The sequence below is a fragment of the Leclercia sp. UBA1284 genome (genome assembly GCF_002308415.1).
Classification (GTDB): domain Bacteria; phylum Pseudomonadota; class Gammaproteobacteria; order Enterobacterales; family Enterobacteriaceae; genus Enterobacter; species Enterobacter pneumoniae.
In genome coordinates this window covers 2356564-2377117 of sequence record NZ_DBUS01000006.1, presented here as the reverse complement: position 1 = coordinate 2377117, position 20554 = coordinate 2356564, and the positions used below count along the sequence as shown (strand labels likewise).

General features: G+C 55.8%; 17 protein-coding genes. 13 read left to right on the top strand and 4 right to left on the bottom strand.

The annotated features are described in order from the left end of the window. The first annotated feature begins 32 nt into the window (after positions 1 to 32). From purL to glnB, 5 genes are all read left to right on the top strand, one after another. Positions 33 to 3920, top strand: coding sequence for a phosphoribosylformylglycinamidine synthase (purL, locus tag B3511_RS14590; RefSeq protein WP_286783312.1), 3888 nt, complete (start codon positions 33 to 35; stop codon positions 3918 to 3920). Positions 3921 to 4464: 544 nt separating this feature from the next. Then, on the top strand, positions 4465 to 5898 hold the full coding sequence (gene qseE, locus B3511_RS14585; RefSeq protein WP_286783686.1) for a two component system sensor histidine kinase QseE/GlrK: 1434 nt from the start codon (positions 4465 to 4467) through the stop codon (positions 5896 to 5898). Then, the gene (qseG, locus tag B3511_RS14580) at positions 5895 to 6596 is read left to right on the top strand and encodes a two-component system QseEF-associated lipoprotein QseG (protein ID WP_286783311.1); all 702 of its coding nucleotides are present in this window, start codon (positions 5895 to 5897) and stop codon (positions 6594 to 6596) included. Before qseE ends, qseG begins: the two co-directional genes overlap by 4 nt. Continuing rightward, positions 6593 to 7927 carry a two-component system response regulator GlrR gene (gene glrR / locus B3511_RS14575; RefSeq protein ID WP_040074483.1) on the top strand — a complete coding sequence of 445 codons (1335 nt, stop codon included), beginning with the start codon at positions 6593 to 6595 and terminating at the stop codon, positions 7925 to 7927. The genes qseG and glrR overlap by 4 nt, the downstream gene beginning before the upstream one ends. A gap of 79 nt (positions 7928 to 8006) precedes the next feature. Continuing rightward, positions 8007 to 8345, top strand: coding sequence for a nitrogen regulatory protein P-II (glnB, locus tag B3511_RS14570; RefSeq protein WP_003860685.1), 339 nt, complete (start codon positions 8007 to 8009; stop codon positions 8343 to 8345). A 64-nt stretch (positions 8346 to 8409) separates the two neighbouring features. Here glnB and hmpA read toward each other — a convergent pair whose 3' ends face one another. Then, entirely contained in the window at positions 8410 to 9600 is a 1191-nt protein-coding gene (gene hmpA, locus B3511_RS14565) for an NO-inducible flavohemoprotein (RefSeq protein WP_286783310.1), read from the bottom strand. 304 nt (positions 9601 to 9904) lie between these two features. On the opposite strand from hmpA, the gene glyA reads away from it, so the two are divergent. Continuing rightward, a complete protein-coding gene (gene glyA, locus B3511_RS14560) occupies positions 9905 to 11158 on the top strand; it encodes a serine hydroxymethyltransferase (RefSeq protein WP_046884544.1) in 1254 nt (417 codons plus the stop codon). A 68-nt stretch (positions 11159 to 11226) separates the two neighbouring features. Here the strand turns inward: glyA and B3511_RS14555 are convergent, their stop codons facing one another. Next, positions 11227 to 11649 (bottom strand): DoxX family protein, encoded by a 423-nt coding sequence (locus B3511_RS14555; RefSeq protein WP_286783309.1) that lies wholly within the window; start codon positions 11647 to 11649, stop codon positions 11227 to 11229. 158 nt (positions 11650 to 11807) lie between these two features. Here B3511_RS14555 and B3511_RS14550 point away from each other — a divergent pair, with 158 nt between their 5' ends. Together B3511_RS14550 and B3511_RS14545 are read left to right on the top strand one after the other, a co-directional pair. Next, the gene (locus B3511_RS14550; protein ID WP_263616553.1) at positions 11808 to 12305 is read left to right on the top strand and encodes a DUF2569 domain-containing protein; all 498 of its coding nucleotides are present in this window, start codon (positions 11808 to 11810) and stop codon (positions 12303 to 12305) included. A 144-nt stretch (positions 12306 to 12449) separates the two neighbouring features. Continuing rightward, a complete protein-coding gene (locus B3511_RS14545) occupies positions 12450 to 13586 on the top strand; it encodes a 3-phenylpropionate MFS transporter (protein ID WP_286783308.1) in 1137 nt (378 codons plus the stop codon). Here B3511_RS14545 and csiE read toward each other — a convergent pair. Further along, positions 13583 to 14860, bottom strand: coding sequence for a stationary phase inducible protein CsiE (gene csiE, locus B3511_RS14540; RefSeq protein ID WP_286783307.1), 1278 nt, complete (start codon positions 14858 to 14860; stop codon positions 13583 to 13585). The two genes, B3511_RS14545 and csiE, sit on opposite strands and share 4 nt — an antisense overlap. Positions 14861 to 14984: 124 nt before the next feature. Between csiE and B3511_RS14535 the strand changes: the two genes are divergently transcribed. Both B3511_RS14535 and B3511_RS14530 read left to right on the top strand, forming a co-directional pair. Then, a complete protein-coding gene (locus tag B3511_RS14535; protein ID WP_286783306.1) occupies positions 14985 to 15623 on the top strand; it encodes a DUF1007 family protein in 639 nt (212 codons plus the stop codon). Continuing rightward, positions 15614 to 16594, top strand: coding sequence for a nickel/cobalt transporter (locus B3511_RS14530; RefSeq protein WP_286783305.1), 981 nt, complete (start codon positions 15614 to 15616; stop codon positions 16592 to 16594). The genes B3511_RS14535 and B3511_RS14530 overlap by 10 nt, the downstream gene beginning before the upstream one ends. 193 nt (positions 16595 to 16787) lie before the next feature. Here the strand turns inward: B3511_RS14530 and suhB are convergent, their stop codons facing one another. Next, on the bottom strand, positions 16788 to 17594 hold the full coding sequence (gene suhB, locus B3511_RS14525) for an inositol-1-monophosphatase (protein ID WP_286783304.1): 807 nt from the start codon (positions 17592 to 17594) through the stop codon (positions 16788 to 16790). A gap of 125 nt (positions 17595 to 17719) precedes the next feature. Here suhB and trmJ point away from each other — a divergent pair, with 125 nt between their 5' ends. The 3 genes from trmJ (at position 17720) to B3511_RS14510 (ending at position 20539) form a co-directional block, all read left to right on the top strand. Then, positions 17720 to 18448: a tRNA (cytosine(32)/uridine(32)-2'-O)-methyltransferase TrmJ gene (trmJ, locus tag B3511_RS14520; protein ID WP_040074493.1), complete on the top strand. Its 729-nt coding sequence runs from the start codon at positions 17720 to 17722 to the stop codon at positions 18446 to 18448. Between the two features lie 214 nt (positions 18449 to 18662). Then, on the top strand, positions 18663 to 19154 hold the full coding sequence (iscR, locus tag B3511_RS14515) for a Fe-S cluster assembly transcriptional regulator IscR (RefSeq protein ID WP_040074494.1): 492 nt from the start codon (positions 18663 to 18665) through the stop codon (positions 19152 to 19154). 170 nt (positions 19155 to 19324) lie between these two features. Beyond that, positions 19325 to 20539 (top strand): IscS subfamily cysteine desulfurase, encoded by a 1215-nt coding sequence (locus B3511_RS14510; protein ID WP_040074495.1) that lies wholly within the window; start codon positions 19325 to 19327, stop codon positions 20537 to 20539. Positions 20540 to 20554: the final 15 nt, after the last annotated feature.

The window sequence follows — 20554 nt, the reverse complement described above, 5'->3', positions numbered from 1 at the left end:
AGCGCCTCCGGCGCTTCGAAGACGAGAGACTTATGATGGAAATTCTGCGTGGTTCGCCTGCACTGTCTGCCTTCCGTATCAACAAACTGCTGGCACGTTTTCAGGCGGCCGACCTTCCGGTAAGCAATATTTACGCTGAGTATGTCCATTTTGCTGACCTGAATGCCCCTCTGGATGCAGAGGAGCGAGCGAGACTTGAGCGCCTGCTGAAGTATGGCCCGAGCCTGAGCAGCCATACCCCAACCGGTAAACTTCTGCTCGTCACCCCTCGCCCTGGTACCATCTCCCCCTGGTCTTCTAAAGCAACCGACATCGCCCATAACTGTGGCCTGACGCAGGTAAACCGCCTTGAGCGCGGCGTGGCTTATTACGTTGAAGCCTCAACGCTGACCGACGCCCAGTGGGCGACCGTGGCCGCTGAACTGCATGACCGCATGATGGAGAGCGTCTTCGGCGCGTTAAACGACGCGGAGCAGCTCTTCGCCCATCATCAGCCGGCGCCCGTGCAGAGCGTGGATGTGCTGGGGCAGGGCCGTCAGGCGCTGATTGACGCCAACCTGCGTCTCGGCCTGGCGCTGGCCGAAGATGAAATTGATTATCTGCAGGATGCGTTCGTTAAACTGAATCGCAACCCGAACGATATCGAACTCTATATGTTCGCCCAGGCGAACTCAGAACACTGCCGCCACAAAATCTTCAACGCCGACTGGGTGATTGACGGCGAACAGCAGCCGAAGTCGCTGTTCAAAATGATTAAAAACACCATGGAGCAAACCCCTGACCACGTGCTGTCTGCCTATAAAGACAACGCCGCGGTAATGGAGGGTTCCGAGGTGGGCCGCTTCTTCGCCGATCGCGAAGCAGGGCGCTATGACTTCCATCAGGAGCCTGCGCATATCCTGATGAAAGTAGAAACGCATAACCACCCGACGGCGATTTCGCCGTGGCCGGGTGCGGCGACCGGCTCCGGCGGTGAAATCCGTGACGAAGGGGCAACCGGTCGCGGTGCAAAACCCAAAGCGGGTCTGGTGGGCTTCTCCGTCTCCAACCTACGTATCCCGGGCTTTGAACAGCCCTGGGAAGAAGATTTCGGTAAGCCGGAACGTATTGTCACCGCGCTGGATATTATGACCGACGGCCCACTGGGCGGTGCGGCATTCAACAACGAATTTGGTCGTCCGGCGCTTAACGGTTACTTCCGTACCTACGAAGAGAAAGTGGAGAGCCACAACGGCGAAGAGCTGCGCGGCTACCACAAACCCATCATGCTGGCTGGCGGGATCGGCAACATTCGCGCCGATCACGTGCAGAAAGGTGAGATCGTCGTCGGTGCGAAGCTGATCGTACTGGGCGGCCCGGCGATGAACATCGGTCTGGGCGGCGGGGCGGCCTCGTCCATGGCATCCGGTCAGTCTGATGCGGACCTCGATTTTGCCTCCGTACAGCGTGATAACCCGGAAATGGAGCGCCGTTGTCAGGAGGTGATCGACCGCTGCTGGCAGCTGGGCGATGCGAACCCGATTCTCTTCATCCACGACGTCGGGGCGGGCGGTCTCTCCAACGCTATGCCGGAGCTGGTGAGCGATGGCGGTCGCGGTGGCCGTTTCAACCTGCGCGACATCCTGAACGACGAACCGGGCATGAGCCCGCAGGAAATCTGGTGTAACGAATCGCAGGAGCGTTACGTGCTGGCGGTTTCGCCAGACCAGTTGCCGCTGTTCGATGAGTTGTGCCGTCGTGAACGTGCCCCTTATGCGGTGATCGGTGAAGCGACCGAAGAGATGCACCTCAGCCTGAATGACACCCATTTCGACAACCAGCCGATCGATCTGCCGCTGGATGTGCTGCTGGGCAAAACGCCGAAGATGACCCGCGATGTCGAGACCCGTAAAGCGGCCGGCAAAGCGCTGGAACGTCAGGACATCTCGATAGCAGAAGCGGTAAACCGCGTTCTGCATCTGCCCACCGTGGCGGAAAAAACTTTCCTGGTAACTATCGGCGACCGTACCGTGACCGGGATGGTCTCCCGTGACCAGATGGTAGGGCCATGGCAGATCCCGGTTGCCAACTGCGCGGTAACCACCGCCAGCCTCGATAGCTACTACGGTGAAGCGATGGCATTGGGCGAGCGCGCGCCGGTTGCACTGCTGGACTTCGGGGCTTCGGCTCGTCTGGCCGTGGGTGAAGCGTTGACCAACATCGCCGCTACCCGCATTGGCGATATCAAACGCATCAAACTCTCTGCTAACTGGATGGCCGCAGCGGGTCATCCGGGTGAAGACGCCGGGCTGTACGAAGCGGTGAAAGCCGTGGGCGAAGAGCTCTGTCCGGCGCTGGGGCTGACCATTCCGGTGGGTAAAGACTCCATGTCGATGAAAACCCGCTGGCAGGAAGGTAACGAACAGCGCGAGATGACCTCTCCGCTGTCGCTGGTGATTACCGCCTTTGCCCGCGTGGAAGATGTGCGTCAGACCATTACCCCTGAGCTGTCTCTCGAAGATAATGCCCTGTTGCTGATCGATCTCGGCAAAGGCCAGAACGCCCTCGGGGCAACCGCGCTGGCGCAGGTTTACCGTCAACTGGGCGATAAGCCTGCCGACGTGCGTGACGTGGCGCAGCTGAAAGGCTTCTACGATGCGATTCAGACGCTGGTGGCGCAGCGCAAACTGTTGGCTTATCACGACCGTTCCGACGGCGGTCTGCTGGTGACTCTGGCAGAGATGGCCTTTACCGGTCACTGTGGCGTGGAAGCCAACATCGCGACGCTGGGCGAGGATCGTCTGGCCGCACTGTTCAATGAAGAGCTGGGCGCCGTGATTCAGGTGCGTGCTGCCGATCGCGACGCGGTTGAGGCCCTGCTGGCTCAGCATGGCCTGGCAGATTGCGTGCACTATCTGGGCAAAGCCGTACAGGGCGATCGCTTCGTGATTGAAGCGGACGGACATGCGGTGTTCAGCGAAAGCCGTACCACCCTGCGTATGTGGTGGGCAGAGACCACCTGGCAGATGCAGCGCCTGCGCGATAACCCGGAATGTGCCGATCAGGAACACGAGGCCAAGGCCAACGATAACGATCCAGGGCTGAATGTGAAGCTCTCCTTCGATATCAACGAGGATATCGCCGCGCCTTATATCGCGACCGGCGCGCGCCCGAAAGTGGCGGTTCTGCGTGAGCAGGGGGTGAACTCTCACGTTGAGATGGCAGCGGCCTTCCACCGTGCGGGCTTCGATGCCATCGATGTGCACATGAGCGACCTGATTGGCGGACGCAGGGGTCTGGAAGATTTCCATGCGCTGGTAGCCTGCGGTGGTTTCTCTTACGGTGACGTACTGGGGGCCGGTGAAGGCTGGGCGAAATCGATCCTCTTCAACAGCCGCGTGCGCGATGAGTTCGAAACCTTCTTCCATCGTCCGCAGACGCTGGCGCTGGGCGTGTGTAACGGCTGCCAGATGATGTCTAACCTGCGCGAGCTGATCCCAGGTAGCGAGGCCTGGCCGCGCTTTGTGCGTAACCAGTCCGATCGCTTCGAAGCGCGTTTCAGCCTGGTTGAAGTGACCCAAAGCCCGTCTCTGCTGCTGCAGGGGATGGTAGGATCGCAGATGCCGATTGCCGTCTCTCACGGTGAAGGGCAGGTAGAAGTACGTGATGCGGCGCATCTCGCTCAGCTGGAAAGTAAAGGGCTGGTGGCGCTGCGCTTCGTGGATAACTTCGGCAAAGTCACCCAGACCTACCCGGCGAACCCGAACGGCTCAGTCAATGGTATTACCGCGGTCACCAGCGAAAGCGGCCGTGCGACCATTATGATGCCGCACCCGGAACGCGTCTTCCGTACCGTCAGCAACTCCTGGCACCCGGAAAACTGGGGCGAAGATAGCCCGTGGATGCGTATCTTCCGCAACGCGCGTAAACAGCTGGGTTAATTCCCCGGCAAGTAATAAGGCCCGGCAAACGCCGGGCTTTTTTATTTGTGATGGAGAACACGCGATAGTGTCGGGAAATTGCGACAAGCGCAATAATCGGGTGTCTCTATATGGAGACACATAAATGATTGATTTTTATAGGGTGGGATAATTGCACTTTAAGCTGTTGCTAAATGGCGACAGTTAGCCTGAAAATCATTCAGCGGCAAACTAACGTCTTTTATATATTAAATCCTTATAAATCATATAAATAATAAATTTATTTGCATTCTGGCACGAGTGTTGCATAATTATAACCAGTGGCTCATTCACCTCCTTATGTCAGCCCCTTCGGGACGCGCTACATAAACTTCGAATGACGCACAACAAGGTGCCTGCCGTCCAACTACTGATAATTGCTTTGCTTTATCAGACCCAGGGCGAAACGTCGAGTTAGGCACCGCCTCATTCCACAACAAAGCCGGGTTTTTACCCGGCTTTGTTGTATCTGAAGCGCGTAGTCAGTAGCATCCCACTCACCCCCTATTTAGCTGAGAGTAATGCGTTGAAACGCTGGCCTGTTTTTCCTCGCTCCCTGCGACAGTTAGTTATGATGGCCTTTATCCTGATCCTGCTGCCGTTACTGGTGCTGGCATGGCAGGCCTGGCAAAGCCTGAACGCGCTCAGCGCCCAGGCGGCGCTGACTAACCGGACCACGCTGATTGATGCCCGTCGCAGTGAGGCGATGACCAATGCCGCACTGGAGATGGAGCGCAGCTACCGGCAATACTGCGTACTGGATGACCGTACGCTGGCGCGGGTGTACCAGAATCAGCGCAAGCGTTACAGTGAAATGCTGGATGCCCACGCCGGGGTATTACCGGACGATAAACTCTATCAGGCGTTGCGTCAGGATCTTAACGCGCTTGCCCAGCTTCAATGCCATAACAGCGGCCCGGACGCCGACGCCGCCTCCCGACTGGAAGCCTTCGCCACGGCCAATACCGAGATGGTACAGGCTACCCGTTCGGTGATCTTCTCTCGTGGTCAGCAGCTACAGCAGGAGATCGCCGAACGCGGGCAGTTCTTCGGCTGGCAGGCGCTGGTGCTGTTCCTGGTCAGCCTGATCCTGGTACTGCTCTTTACCCGCATGATCATCGGCCCGGTAAAAGGCATTGAGCGGATGATCAACCGCCTGGGGGAAGGGCGCTCTCTGGGCAACACCGTGGTCTTTACCGGCCCGCGCGAGCTGCGTTCGGTCGGGCAGCGTATCATCTGGCTCTCGGAACGGCTGGCGTGGCTTGAGTCACAACGCCACCAGTTCCTGCGCCATATATCCCATGAATTGAAAACGCCGCTGGCCAGCATGCGTGAAGGCACCGAATTGTTGGCGGATCAGGTTGCCGGGCCGCTCACCCCCGAGCAAAAAGAGATAGTGGATATTCTCGATGACAGCAGCCGCAATCTGCAAAAATTGATTGAGCAGCTGCTTGATTACAACCGTAAACTGGCGGATGGGGCGCCAGAGCTAGAGCGGGTTGAGATTGCGCCGCTGGTCGATATGGTGCTCTCCGCCCATAGCTTGCCGGCGCGAGCTAAAATGATGCATACCGAAATGGATCTGCAGGCGTCAGCCTGTGTTGCCGAGCCAATGCTACTAATGAGCGTGCTGGACAATCTTTATTCCAATGCGGTGCACTATGGTACTGAATCCGGTACCATTTATATTCGGAGTTTTATCCAGGGTTCGCGGGTCTGTATTGATGTCGCCAATACTGGAAGCCCTATCCCTGATGACGAGCAGGAGATGATCTTTGAGCCCTTCTACCAGGGGAGCCATCAGCGCAAAGGGGCGGTCAAGGGGAGCGGCCTGGGTCTGAGCATCGCTCGCGACTGCATTCGCCGCATGCACGGAGAGCTAAACCTAATTACTGACGACCGTACCGATGTTTGCTTTCGCATCGAACTGCCGCTTAAGCCGGAAAAATCAATGAAATGAATCTATGCCTGGTGAGTATGTCACATATCTTTTCCCGCGCCATTAACGCGGTATTTAACAGCAAATGTCTACGTATCAGCCTTGCCGGTCTGCTGCTGAGCGGTTGTGTTACCCATGCGCCGACCAGCGCCATTAGCAATAAGCCGGAAGAGAAGCTGCCTGAACATCAACTGGCCGATTTCCTCTCTACGGACTGCAATAATATCTGGCGATTACAGGGACACGAAACCGAGACTAACCCTCTTTACTGGCTGCGCAGCATGGACTGTGCCGAACGCCTGGCGCCGTCGGTGGCCCGCGCAGAGGCAAGGAACTGGGCGGATGATAGCTGGCAAGGGACCTTTAAACGCGGCATCCTGCTGGCAAATGCTAAAATCAGCCCTGTGGAGCGCCGCGCCTATACCACCCGACTTGATGCCCTCAGCCCACAGATCCCGGCACAGGTTCGCCCCTTATTCCAGGTCTGGCGTGACGGGCAGATGCAGCAGTTGCAGCTTGCCGAAGAGCGTTCGCGTTACAGTAAGCTTCAGCAAGCGAGTGACGAGGAGCTGGATACACTGCGCCAGCAGCAGCAATATTTGCGTGGCGAGCTCGAGACCACTACCCGCAAGCTGGAAAACCTGACCGATATTGAGCGTCAACTCTCCACCCGTAAACCGGTGGGCGACATGCCAAAATCTGAGGAAGTGAAGCCATGAGCCGTAAACCTGCGCACCTTTTACTGGTAGATGATGATCCTGGGCTGCTAAAGCTGCTGGGAATGCGTCTGATGAGTGAAGGCTACAGCGTCGTGACCGCCGAAAGCGGACAGGAAGGGTTGCGGGTGCTGGCACGGGAAAAAGTGGATCTGGTGATTAGCGATCTACGCATGGATGAGATGGATGGCATGCAGCTCTTTATCGAGATCCAGCGAGTCCAGCCCGGCATGCCGGTGATCATCCTTACCGCCCACGGATCGATTCCCGATGCCGTGGCGGCCACGCAGCAGGGGGTGTTCAGTTTTCTCACCAAGCCGGTGGATAAAGATGCGCTCTACAAAGCCATCGACGATGCGCTGGAACATACCGCTTCGTCCGGCGATGACCAGTGGCGCGAGGCGATTGTGACCCGCAGCCCCATTATGCTGCGTCTGCTTGAGCAGGCGAGAATGGTGGCTCAGTCTGACGTCAGCGTATTGATTAACGGCCAGAGTGGTACCGGGAAAGAGATCCTCGCCCAGGCCATTCACAACGCCAGCCCGCGTAGTAAAAATGCCTTTATCGCCATTAACTGCGGCGCCTTGCCTGAACAGTTACTGGAGTCTGAGCTCTTTGGTCATGCCCGTGGCGCCTTTACCGGGGCCGTGAGCAGCCGCGAAGGTCTGTTCCAGGCCGCAGAGGGCGGCACGCTATTTCTGGATGAGATCGGCGATATGCCCGCGCCTTTGCAGGTGAAGCTCCTGCGCGTCTTGCAGGAACGTAAAGTACGTCCGCTGGGCAGTAACCGCGATATCGACATCAATGTCCGCATTATTTCTGCAACCCATCGCGATCTGCCGAAAGCGATGGAGCGCAAAGAGTTCCGTGAAGATCTCTACTATCGCCTTAACGTGGTGAATTTGAAAATACCGCCGCTGGCAGAGCGTGCTGAAGATATCCCGCTGCTGGCGACGCAGCTGCTGCGCCAGTCGGCTGAGCGGCATAAACCCTTTGTGCGTGCCTTTTCAACCGATGCCATGAAGCGGCTGATGACCGCCGGCTGGCCGGGCAACGTGCGCCAACTGGTGAATGTGATCGAGCAGTGCGTAGCGTTGACCTCCTCGCCGGTGATCAGCGATGCGCTGGTTGAGCAGGCGCTGGAAGGGGAGAACACCGCGCTCCCCACCTTTGTGGAAGCGCGTAATCAGTTTGAACTTAACTACCTGCGTAAGCTGCTGCAAATTACCAAAGGCAACGTGACCCATGCGGCCCGTATGGCTGGACGCAACCGCACCGAGTTTTACAAATTGCTGTCGCGCCATGAGCTGGAAGCAAACGACTTTAAAGAGTAATACCGCTAAATCCATCGGGTATGATACTGTGAGCAACCGATTACGATGCTGCTGACAGGTACGATTTCAAGGACTCACCATGAAAAAAATTGATGCGATTATTAAACCTTTCAAACTGGACGATGTGCGTGAAGCGCTGGCGGAAGTCGGCATCACCGGGATGACGGTAACTGAAGTGAAAGGCTTTGGTCGCCAGAAGGGCCATACTGAGCTGTATCGTGGCGCAGAGTACATGGTGGACTTTCTGCCGAAGGTGAAAATTGAGATCGTGGTCAGCGACGATATCGTCGATACCTGCGTGGATACGATTATTCGCACCGCTCAGACCGGCAAAATTGGCGACGGAAAGATCTTTGTCTTTGATGTCGCGCGGGTGATCCGTATTCGTACGGGTGAAGAGGACGACGCGGCGATCTAAACCCGCATCACGCTGACTCATCTGTATAAAAAAAGCCCCCGGTAATTGCCGGGGGCTTTTTGCATTACAGCACCTTGTGCGGGCCGAAACATTCGTAATGGATGTTCCCTTTATTGACCCCCAGCTCGACCAGCTGCGCGGCTGCGAACTGCATAAAGGCTACCGGGCCACAGACATAAAACAGCATCTCCGGGGCGTTAAATAGGCCTTTATGCTGGGCTAAATCCATCAAACCTTCGCTATTAAAGCGTGCTGCTGTGCGATCGGTCTCCGTCGGCAGGCGGTACCAGGTATGTGCGGTAAAGTGCGGCAGCTGAGCGGCCAGAGCCTGTACTTCATCGGCAAACGCATGCACATCACCGTTCTCAGCGGCGTGGAACCAGTTTACCGGCGCGCTGTGCTGCGATTTCGCCAGAGTATCCAGCATCGCCAGCATCGGGGTTTGCCCCACGCCTGCGGAAATCAGCGTAACCGGCGTGTGGGTGTCAACGGCCATAAAGAAATCACCCGCCGGCGCGGCCAGGTGCACCACGTCGCCTACTTTCGCTTCGTTATGCAGCCAGGTTGAGACCTGACCACCCTCTTCGCGTTTTACGGCGATACGATAGCTCTTAGCATTGGCTTTGCGGGTGAGGGAATACTGGCGGATCTCCTGATGCGGGAAGCCTTCGGGTTTCAGCCACACGGCCAGATACTGGCCAGGCTGATAATCCGCTACGGGTTTACCATCCACCGGTTCGAATTCGAAGCTGGTAATCAGCGCGCTGCGCGGGGTTTTCTCTACGATACGGAAGGCGCGAGTGCCCTCCCAGCCACCCTTTTTGCTGGCATGCTCGCTGTAGATCTGCGCTTCTCGGTTGATAAAGACATTAGCCAGCACGCCGTAAGCTTTACCCCAGGCATCCAGCACCTCCTGACCCGGGCTGAACATCTCATCCAGGGTGGCCAGCAGGTGAGTACCCACGATGTTGTACTGCTCCGGCTTGATCTGGAAGCTGGTGTGCTTCTGCGCAATTTTCTCTACCGCCGGCAGTAGGGCCGCCAGGTTATCGATGTTGCTGGCATAGGCGGCAATCGCATTAAACAGCGCTTCGCGCTGATCGCCGTTACGCTGGTTGCTCATGTTAAAAATTTCTTTGAGCTCGGGATTGTGGGCGAACATCCGGTCGTAAAAGTGGGCGGTAAGTTTAGGACCTGTTTCAACCAGCAGGGGAATAGTGGCTTTCACGGTTGCGATGGTTTGGGCGTCGAGCATGGCTGCTTCCTTTTCTGTAACTCTAATGATGTATTTTAAATACATCTTATAAAAAATAACCCTGCGTTGTAAATGGTTCTTTGCAACGTGAAATATTCACATCACAAACCTGAAAAGAAATCCCTTACTTGCCGTCTGCGCTTTATGTGTCAAACCCTTGCGTGGCGGGCAGGAAAACGTTTGCGTAAAATCGTTTGTCAAGACCTGTTATCACAGAACTAATCAGTTATACTGTTGCGCGTTGTCCAACAGGACTGCCTTTTTCAGGTCAAAATTTTATTGTTAGCTGAGTCAGGAGATGCGGATGTTAAAGCGTGAAATGAACATTGCCGATTATGATGCCGAACTGTGGCAGGCTATGGAGCAGGAAAAAGTACGTCAGGAAGAGCACATCGAACTGATCGCCTCCGAAAACTACACCAGCCCGCGTGTGATGCAGGCGCAGGGCTCTCAGCTGACCAACAAATACGCTGAAGGTTATCCGGGCAAGCGCTACTACGGCGGTTGCGAGTACGTGGATATCGTTGAGCAGCTGGCAATCGACCGCGCGAAAGAGCTGTTTGGCGCCGACTACGCTAACGTCCAGCCGCACTCCGGTTCTCAGGCTAACTTCGCGGTTTACACCGCACTGCTGCAGCCGGGCGATACCGTTCTGGGTATGAACCTGGCGCAGGGCGGCCACCTGACTCACGGCTCCCCGGTTAACTTCTCGGGCAAACTGTACAACATCATTCCTTATGGTATTGATGAGTCCGGTAAAATTGACTACGAAGACATGGCGAAGCAGGCCAAAGAGCACAAGCCGAAGATGATCATCGGCGGCTTCTCTGCCTACTCCGGTATCGTTGACTGGGCTAAAATGCGCGAAATCGCAGACAGCATCGGCGCATATCTGTTTGTAGATATGGCGCACGTAGCCGGTCTGATTGCTGCGGGCGTTTACCCGAACCCGGTTCCACATGCGCACGTTGTCACCACCACGACTCACAAAACCCTGGCGGGTCCACGCGGTGGCCTGATCCTGGCGAAGGGCGGCGACGAAGATCTGTACAAAAAACTGAACTCTGCTGTCTTCCCAAGCGCGCAGGGCGGCCCGCTGATGCACGTTATCGCAGCGAAAGCCGTGGCGCTGAAAGAAGCGATGGAGCCAGAGTTCAAAGTGTATCAGCAGCAGGTTGCTAAAAACGCTAAAGCGATGGTGGAAGTGTTCCTGAACCGTGGCTACAAAGTGGTGTCTGGCGGCACGGAAAACCACCTGTTCCTGCTGGATCTGGTCGATAAAAACCTGACCGGTAAAGAGGCTGACGCTGCCCTGGGCCGCGCCAACATTACCGTAAACAAAAACAGCGTACCTAACGATCCGAAGAGCCCGTTCGTGACCTCCGGTATCCGTATCGGTTCACCGGCCGTTACTCGCCGCGGCTTTAAAGAAGCGGAAGTGAAAGAGCTGGCAGGCTGGATGTGTGACGTACTGGACAATATCAATGACGACGCGGTTATCGAGCGAGTTAAAGGTAAAGTTCTGGAAATCTGCGCACGCTTCCCGGTATACGCATAATTCTGCTTCGCAGAAAGAGAAAAGGCCGCGCAAGCGGCCTTTTTTATTTAGAGGCGAAAAGGGAAGGTTTAGCGCCGGTCAATAGAAATTGCGCCAGGCCCGGTGACGGCCAATAATAAAAAGGCCCCAGCAATACTGATATTTTTATAAAAGTTAATCATATTCGGCATGATGGCGTCGCCGCTCATCTCCCAGTAAGGATGGCCGATAACTGCCGTACCCAGCGTATAAAAGACAAACAGCAGTGCGATAGGGCGGGTAAAGAAACCCAGCACGATCAAAATAGCCGCCGGGATCTCCATCACCACCGCAATAATCGCGGCCAGCATCGGCATGGGGGCGCCCAGCTTCGCCATATATTGCACGGTGCCATCAAACCCGGTCATTTTCGGCAGACCAAAAATAATAAACAGCAGCACGATAGCGATCCGGGCAATCAAAAGAAGCAGAGGGCGTGACTGACCGAAATCTAAATAGCGAAGTGCGTTCATGATGAGCTCGCTTTTCGGTGGGGCATAATTTAACCCTAATACAAATTATCGGCGCCTGCCATTGACCTTCCCGCAATAAATCAGCCGTTAGGGTGATTTTAATTTCAGGGTCACAGGCTGGCTGTGTAGAATTCTCTTTTTTCGGCAAGGATATCGCGATGCAATGTATTGAATGTCAGGAACAACCGGCCAATAAAGAGTCGGGGTTATGTCATCAGTGTGAAAGTCTGGATGAGAAGAAAATTAACGGCCTGCTCTATCTTCCTGCGGCCGGGTTAGTCATCAATATGCTCATCTCCCCCTTCAATGCCTGGGAATTTATCTCGTTCATTGTGGGCTTTATGCGACAAGGAATGGCAATCACCCCTTTCGGTATAGGCGGCGTGGCGCTGATTGTTATTGATGTTGTGCTGACTTTCCTGACGGGCTGGTACTTCTTCAAAAGGAAGCGAAATATTCGCAAGGTGATTATTCCATACTATCTTTTTGGCCTGCTCTATATGCTGTACTTTGTCGCCTTACGCGTGTGGCTGTTCGGGGCCACGCTGGATACTATGGATATTCGCAATGCGCTCACGCCCGTTGTCGGCGCGCTAATCTGGATCCCGTATTTTCTCTTCTCAAAACGGATCCCGCGCGTTTTCACTCAGGAGTGACTCCTGACACCGCGCAACTATAGCCGGGGCAGGAAGGGAAGGCCGGTGATAAAAGTTAAATAAAAGTTAATGCTTAGCCAGCTTATGGACTTGCGCAGTATCGCCTTTCTCGCCAGACTATCGCCTCCATAACGGGAGGGATTCATGGTTTTGCATTCCACACGCTGGCTGGCGCTCAGCTACTTCACCTACTTTTTTAGCTACGGTATTTTTCTACCTTTCTGGAGCGTCTGGCTTAAAGGCATAGGCCTGACGCCCGAGACTATTGGAGTACTGCTGGGCGCAGGTCTGGTGGCGCGTTTCCTCGGTAGCCTGCTGATTGCCCCCCGCGTGAGCGATCCCGCTCTTCTGATCAACGCCGTGCGCGTCCTGGCGCTGTTAACCCTGGTGTTTCTCTGCGGCTTCTGGGTTAGCCAGCAGTTTGCGTGGTTAATGGTGGTGATGGTTGGCTTTAACCTCTTTTTCTCACCGCTGGTGCCCCTCACCGATGCGCTGGCAAACACCTGGCAGAAACAGATCACCATGGATTATGGACGGGTGCGCCTGTGGGGATCGATCGCCTTTGTCATTGGCTCTGCGCTGGTGGGCAAACTGGTTAGCCTGTATGACTATCAGGCGATTCTGGCGCTGTTAAGCCTCGGTATTTTCTCGATGCTGCTTGGGCTACTTTTGCGCCCGTCGGTAATGCCGCAGGGAGAAAGCCGTCATCAGGAGAGCGCAGGCTGGCCGGCCTGGCGCGCGCTGGTAACTCAGAGCTGGCGGTTCCTGGCTTGCGTCTGCCTGCTACAGGGGGCGCACGCGGCCTATTACGGCTTTAGCGCCATCTACTGGCAGGGGGCAGGGTATTCAGCCTCGGCGGTGGGGTATCTCTGGTCGCTGGGCGTGGTGGCTGAAGTGATTATCTTTGCCTTAAGCAACAGGCTGTTCCGCCGCTTCGGCGCCCGGGACCTGCTGCTGCTCTCTGCCGTTTGCGGCCTGGCCCGCTGGGGGATCATGGGCTGGACGACAGCGTTGCCGTGGCTCATTGTCGCCCAGATCCTGCACTGCGGCACTTTCACGGTCTGCCACCTGGCGGCGATGCGCTACATCGCTTCACGGGATGGGGCCGACGTGATTCGTCTACAGGCGGTCTATTCTGCGGTGGCGATGGGGGGAAGTATTGCGGTTATGACCGTATTTGCTGGCTTCCTGTATCAGCATCTCGGTCAGGGTGTCTTCTGGGTAATGGCGCTGCTGGCGCTGCCGGCGATGGTGCTCCGACCGCGCGTGGCAGCGCGCTAGGTCTCCAGCATCACGCGAATATGTTCCTGCTGCTGCGCATTCAACGTCTCTACCGCGTGGATGAGCGGCGGCGAGAAGAGCGGCAGGGCGGTCGCGTAGGGGGTCACTACCAGGGCTGCTTCCCGGGGGGCGCCCTCCTTCTGAAAAGCCTGTAACGGCACATAGCGAATGTTCAAGGGCAGGAGGGTCAGTTCGCGAAGTTGCTGCTCGATCGCCTCTTCGCTCGCTTTATCCGTCCCGGTTAACAGCACCACCTGTTTTTCATGCAGGTCATTTTCCTGCATCAGCCAGGCGCCAAATATCACCGCCACCAGGCTGGCCTCCTCTTCGGAAAAAGAGAGCGAAAACGTGCTCTCCAGCTCCAGGAGCGCATCGCGGGTGGTGCGCATCAGGCGTGGATAAAGACGCTGGATCTCCTCCGCCAGGCTGTTATCAATCCCAATCCCGAACAGAGACCGGTTTAGCGCCTGGGCAAGATGAATATAGAGCTGATCGGTCAGCCCTTGCTCGTCACTAAAACGCATCCCCGTCTGGCAATGAAAGCGGGTAATCATCCGGCCAATTGCCTGGCGTAACAGCTCATCCTGGTTTTGCATATCCCGTAGTGGATCCGGGGTGCGTAGCATCATAAAGAGTAGCGTCAGGAAAGGCTGCTCATCTTCATGGGGCAGGGGGAGCACGCGGCGCTGCCAGTGGCGAACAATCTCCTGCGCCATCAGATACTCACCACGTTGTTGCGTCCAGCTGCGCTGAATCTCCGAAAACTGCGGCGTCTGGCCCAGATGGTGCTGAATCAGACAATATTGCAGGTAAAGCTGTAAAAACTGCACGTCGCGGCACTCGAATTGACGCTGCAAGCGGCGGGAGCAGAAATTTATCAGCGCCCGTAAATTGGTATCGTCATACAACGTGCGCGCAATGCCATGCTGTTTAAGCGCGGTTTTCAGAGATGGGGTAAACTGCTGCGCGACGAAATGCGGGCAGAGTCGGAGTGCACGCCGCAGCCAGTGCAGCAAGCATAAGCGTTGGTCAAGTGTGGTGCCTTCAATCCGGTAGCTGCCGTCATGGTGCGTAGCAATGTTGAGCCGATGATAGCGCTGGATTTCATCGCGCGTCTCGGCTATATCTTGCCGGGCAATGCTGTGATCCACCCCGTTGATTTCACCGATGCGCTGCTCGGTGGCGATAAAATCCGGCAGATAGAGCATCAGCAGCACCTGGCAGCGGCGCTGCGAACTGGAAAGCACAGATGGCATTTCGAGAGTCGTCATCATCTGCAAGGTTCCAGTAAGAATGTTTGATAAGAATAGCTAAAGGATCTGCGTAATAGCGCGCGTTCAGGGCTCTTTCCTTCAGGAATGCGGGCGGACATCACAGAATTTTTGACGTGAGGAAGAGATGCAAATAGTTAAACAAAGCGCTGCGGCGCTATTTTTGGCGGTAATATCTTCTGCCGTGGCCGCGCATCCTCACAGTTTTATCACCCTCAAAACCGAGATCGTGGCTAACGACAGTCAACTTACCGGGCTTAAGATGCGCTGGACCATGGATGAAATGACCTCCGCCGATCTGCTGTACGACGCCGGCGATGCGCGTCCGGGAGATGAGATCTGGAAAAAGCTGGCGGCAGAAGTGATGGCCAATGTGCTCGGCCAGCACTACTTCACCGAGTTCTGGCATAACGGGCAGAAGGTGAAGTTTCTCAATCGTCCTAGGGAGTACGGCATGAGCCGCGAGGATCACCAGGCCGTGCTGACCTTTGTGCTGCCGCTGGCGCAACCGCAGCCGCTGGCCGGGCAGACCTACACCTTCTCTACCTTCGATCCCTCATATTATGTGGACATGAGCTATGCCGAAGATGGCGATGTCACGCTGCCAGCCGCGCTGCAGAAAAAATGTTCCCTCGCGGTTCATACCCCCGAGCCCAGCGAAGAGACGCTCAATTTTGCCATTTCTCTTGATAAGGACGATGCGCCGCCGGAGGACATGGACCTCGGTAAACAGTTTGCTCAACAGGTGACCTTACAATGTCAGTAACCTTTTCTCAGCCCACCAAACAGCGCCGCTGGCTGCATCTCTGGCCGCTGGGACTCTTTATGCTACTGGCCGTCGGGGCTGCAATCTGGTTATGGCAGGCCTGGCCGCAGGTCATGATGCAGAGCGTTATCTGGCAGCGTGAGGTTAACCAGCAGATGAGCGGGTTGCTGAAGGCGGTAGCGGATAACCCTGCCCGTGCGGGCGGTTCGCTGCTGATTTTCAGCTTTCTCTATGGTGTGCTGCATGCGCTCGGGCCCGGGCATGGCAAGATTGTTATTACTACATGGCTGGCAACCCATCCCTCAAAGCTGAAATCCAGTATTGGCCTGACGCTTGCCTCCTCGCTGCTGCAGGGGCTGGTGGCCATTGCGTTAGTGATCGTGGTGCTAACGCTTCTGCAACTGCCCGCACGCCAGCTTCATGCCAGCAGTTTCTGGCTAGAAAAGGGGAGCTATGCGCTGGTGGGGGTACTGGGAGTGATGCTCTGCTGGCGGGCAATAAAAAAGTTACGTGCGTTGCTGCGTAAGCCGACGTTTAAACGTTTTGCGCCGCATCATGTGCACGATGCCCGCTGTGGTTGCGGCCATCAACATCTGCCCACCGGGGCGCAATTACAGCAAGGCGATGACTGGCGCGCCAAGCTGATGATCATTCTCTCTATGGGGATGCGGCCCTGCTCCGGGGCGATTATGGTATTGCTCTTCAGTAAGGTTATCGGCGTCTTCGGTTGGGGCGTCATCTCTGCCCTGGCGATGTCGGCAGGCACCTCTATTACCATCAGCGCGCTGGCGTTGCTGGTGCATAGCTTTCGCCAGCTGGCCATCAGGCTTAGCGGCAATAAAACCCCTGTACTGTGGCAGCAAATTGGCTGGACGACCTTAGCCCTGGCCGGCGGGGTGATGTTGCTCGCGGCTGCAGTAGTGATGTGGGTCAGTGCGGTTCCGGTAGGACGAGGGCTGCGGCCGTTTTAGTCTCTCTGCCGACAACGGGTCGGCTGGACTGGGCGCAGCTGGATCTTACAGTGCGGTTTATTTGTCACTGTTTTTTGGCACTGAGATTTAAATTGCGGGGATGTTTTGCGGTGCTCTGCATTCGCTGTTGGCTTGAGCGCGTGAGAGATTTACGGCAGTAGCGGGTGAGGAGAACCTCACCCGCCCTCAGAGATTAGCGCTTCAGCGCTTCGCTCAGTTCGTCACGCATGCTGGCCAGCATGGCTTTGACGACGCGCGGATTACCGGCAACAAGGTTGCCCGTCATCATGTAGTTATGACCACCGGTGAAATCACACACCAGCGCGCCAGCTTCACGGGCAATCAGCTCGCCTGCGGCAAAGTCCCATGGCTTAAGGCCAATTTCAAAATAGCCATCCACGCGCGCTGCGGCAACGTATGCCAGATCCAGTGCTGCAGAACCGGTGCGACGGAAGTCAGCACATTCAGTAAAGAGTTTGCCCAGTATCTTCATATAGGCAGGAGCGTGCTGTTTCGCTTTGAACGGGAAGCCGGTCGCCAGAATGGTGCCATCCAGATCGCGGGCGTTGCTGCCGCGCAGACGGTAGCCATTCAGCTGTGCGCCCTGGCCACGGGTCGCGGTGAAGAGTTCGTTACGCATTGGATCGTAAACCACGGCGACTTCAGTACGGCCTTTAATGCGTACGGCGATAGAAACAGCGAAGTGGGGCAGACGTTTTACGAAGTTGGTGGTGCCATCCAGCGGATCGATAATCCATTGAACATCCTGATCTTCGCCCACGTGCTCACCGCTTTCTTCGGTGATGATGGTGTGTTGCGGGTAAGATTTGCGAATGGTTTCGATAATCATCGCTTCTGCGGCTTTATCGACGTTGGTCACAAAATCATTGCTGCCTTTCTGGCTGGTTTCTACGGAATCTGGCGTCTCGTAGTGCTTGGCAATTACATTACCCGCCTTGCGCGCTGCGCGCACGGCGATGGTCAACATTGGATGTTGCATCGGTTACTCTCACTGGATGTTAAAGAACGGGGGATACGAAAACGGCGCAGAGTATAGCAGCGAGTTCGGAATATGTCTTCCGTTTATGGTAGCATGGCCGAATATTCTTCAGACTCAGAAAAATTATGCTGCAAAATATTCGAATTGTGCTGGTCGAAACCTCGCATACCGGCAATATGGGCTCCGTGGCCCGCGCGATGAAAACCATGGGCTTAACCAACCTCTGGCTGGTTAACCCGCTGGTCAAACCCGACTCACAGGCCATTGCGCTCGCGGCGGGTGCCAGCGATGTCATCGGTAACGCGCAAATCGTCGATACCCTGGATGAAGCCCTGGCGGGTTGCAGCCTGGTTGTTGGCACCAGTGCACGCTCCCGCACGCTGCCGTGGCCAATGCTTGACCCTCGCGAATGCGGTCTGAAAAGCGTTGCTGAAGGGCAGCACGCTCCTGTGGCGCTGGTGTTTGGCCGTGAACGCGTCGGTCTGACTAACGAAGAGCTGCAAAAGTGCCATTATCACGTGGCCATTGCAGCGAACCCGGAATACAGCTCGCTGAACCTGGCGATGGCGGTACAGGTTATTGCTTACGAAGTGCGTATGGCATGGCTGGCAACCCAGGAAAACGCGCCGGTCGCCGAGCCGGAAGAGGCGCCATACCCGCTGGTGGACGATCTGGAACGGTTCTATGGGCACCTTGAAAAAACGCTGCTGGGCACCGGGTTTATCCGCGCCGATCATCCGGGTCAGGTCATGAATAAGCTGCGTCGTCTGTTTACGCGCGCCCGTCCGGAAAGCCAGGAGCTGAATATCCTGCGCGGCATTCTGGCGTCGATTGAGCAGAAGAATAAAGAGTAGCGCCACTCTCTCCCTTTTCCCCTGGAAGAGGGGAGAGGTGAGGGCATCAGGCCGCACTTTTATGATACGGCACAGAAGGTTAAATACCTGACTAAAACAGTCAACTAAATAGTTGACCATTTTAGTCGGGAATGTCAGACTTGGCCCTGCTATGCAATACCCCATTTTACAATAAAAAACCCCGGGCAGGGGCGAGTTTGAGGTTAAGTAAGACATGAGACTGACATCTAAAGGGCGTTATGCCGTGACCGCGATGCTGGACGTTGCGCTCAACTCCGAAGCGGGCCCGGTACCGTTGGCTGATATTTCTGAACGTCAGGGAATTTCCCTCTCTTATCTGGAACAGCTGTTTTCAAGACTGCGTAAAAATGGCCTGGTTTCCAGCGTCCGTGGTCCTGGCGGTGGTTATTTACTGGGTAAAGACGCAGGCAGTATTGCGGTTGGCGAAGTCATTAGCGCAGTGGACGAGTCCGTTGACGCGACCCGCTGCCAGGGCAAAGGGGGTTGTCAGGGTGGTGATAAATGCCTGACGCACGCGCTGTGGCGCGACCTGAGCGACCGTCTGACCGGCTTCCTGAACAACATCACCATCGGTGAACTGGTTAACAACCAGGAAGTGCTGGACGTCTCTGACCGTCAGCATAATCACGAAGCACAGCGCAATACCCGCACGCAAGACGCCATCGACGTTAAACTGCGCGCGTAGTTTCCCTGGCCTGTTTTCGGTGCGTTGCAGCCCCGCAAAATAGTCAGGGTAAAAATTATAAAGAATTTTAGAATCAGGCCGGGGCGTTAACTCGCCCCGTGTACTCGGTCGTACATCCAGCCGGTAGCCTGATTCCTTGCATTGAAGCGATGTACGGAGTTTAAAGAGCAATGAAATTACCGATCTATCTCGATTACTCCGCAACCACGCCGGTGGACCCGCGTGTTGCCGAGAAAATGATGCAGTGTCTGACCCTGGACGGAAACTTTGGTAACCCTGCCTCCCGTTCACACCGTTTTGGCTGGCATGCTGAAGAGGCGGTTGATATCGCCCGTAATCAGATTGCTGAGCTGGTTGGCGCTGACCCGCGTGAAATTGTTTTCACCTCCGGTGCCACCGAATCCGATAACCTGGCGATTAAAGGTGCGGCCAACTTCTATCAGAAAAAAGGCAAGCACATCATCACCAGCAAAACCGAGCACAAAGCCGTGCTGGATACCTGCCGTCAGCTGGAGCGTGAAGGGTTTGAAGTGACCTACCTCGCCCCGCAGAGCAACGGTATCATCGACCTGAAAGAGCTCGAAGCGGCAATGCGTGATGACACCATTCTGGTCTCCATCATGCACGTAAACAACGAAATTGGCGTGGTTCAGGATATCGCCACCATCGGCGAACTGTGCCGTGCACGCGGTATTATCTACCACGTGGATGCAACCCAGAGCGTGGGCAAACTGCCTATCGACCTGAGCCAGCTGAAAGTGGATCTGATGTCCTTCTCCGGCCACAAAATCTATGGCCCGAAAGGCATTGGCGCGCTGTATGTGCGTCGTAAACCGCGTATCCGTATCGAATCCCAGATGCACGGCGGCGGTCACGAGCGCGGCATGCGTTCCGGTACTCTGCCTGTTCACCAGATCGTGGGCATGGGCGAAGCGTATCGTATCGCCAAAGAAGAGATGGAAACCGAGATGGCACGCCTGCGTACGCTGCGTAACCGTCTGTGGGATGGCGTGAAAGATATGGAAGAAGTGTATCTGAACGGCGATCTTGAGCAGGGCGCGCCAAACATCCTCAACGTCAGCTTTAACTACGTTGAAGGCGAATCGCTGATCATGGCGCTGAAAGATCTGGCGGTCTCTTCCGGTTCTGCCTGTACTTCTGCAAGCCTCGAGCCATCCTACGTGCTGCGCGCGCTGGGCATGACCGACGAGCTGGCACACAGCTCCATTCGTTTCTCTTTAGGTCGTTTTACTACCGATGAAGAGATTGACTACACCATCAAGCTGGTTCGCAACTCCATTGGCCGTCTGCGTGAGCTTTCTCCTCTGTGGGAAATGTTCAAAGAAGGCGTGGATTTGAACAGCATTGAATGGTCACATCACTAATCGGTTTATAAGGAG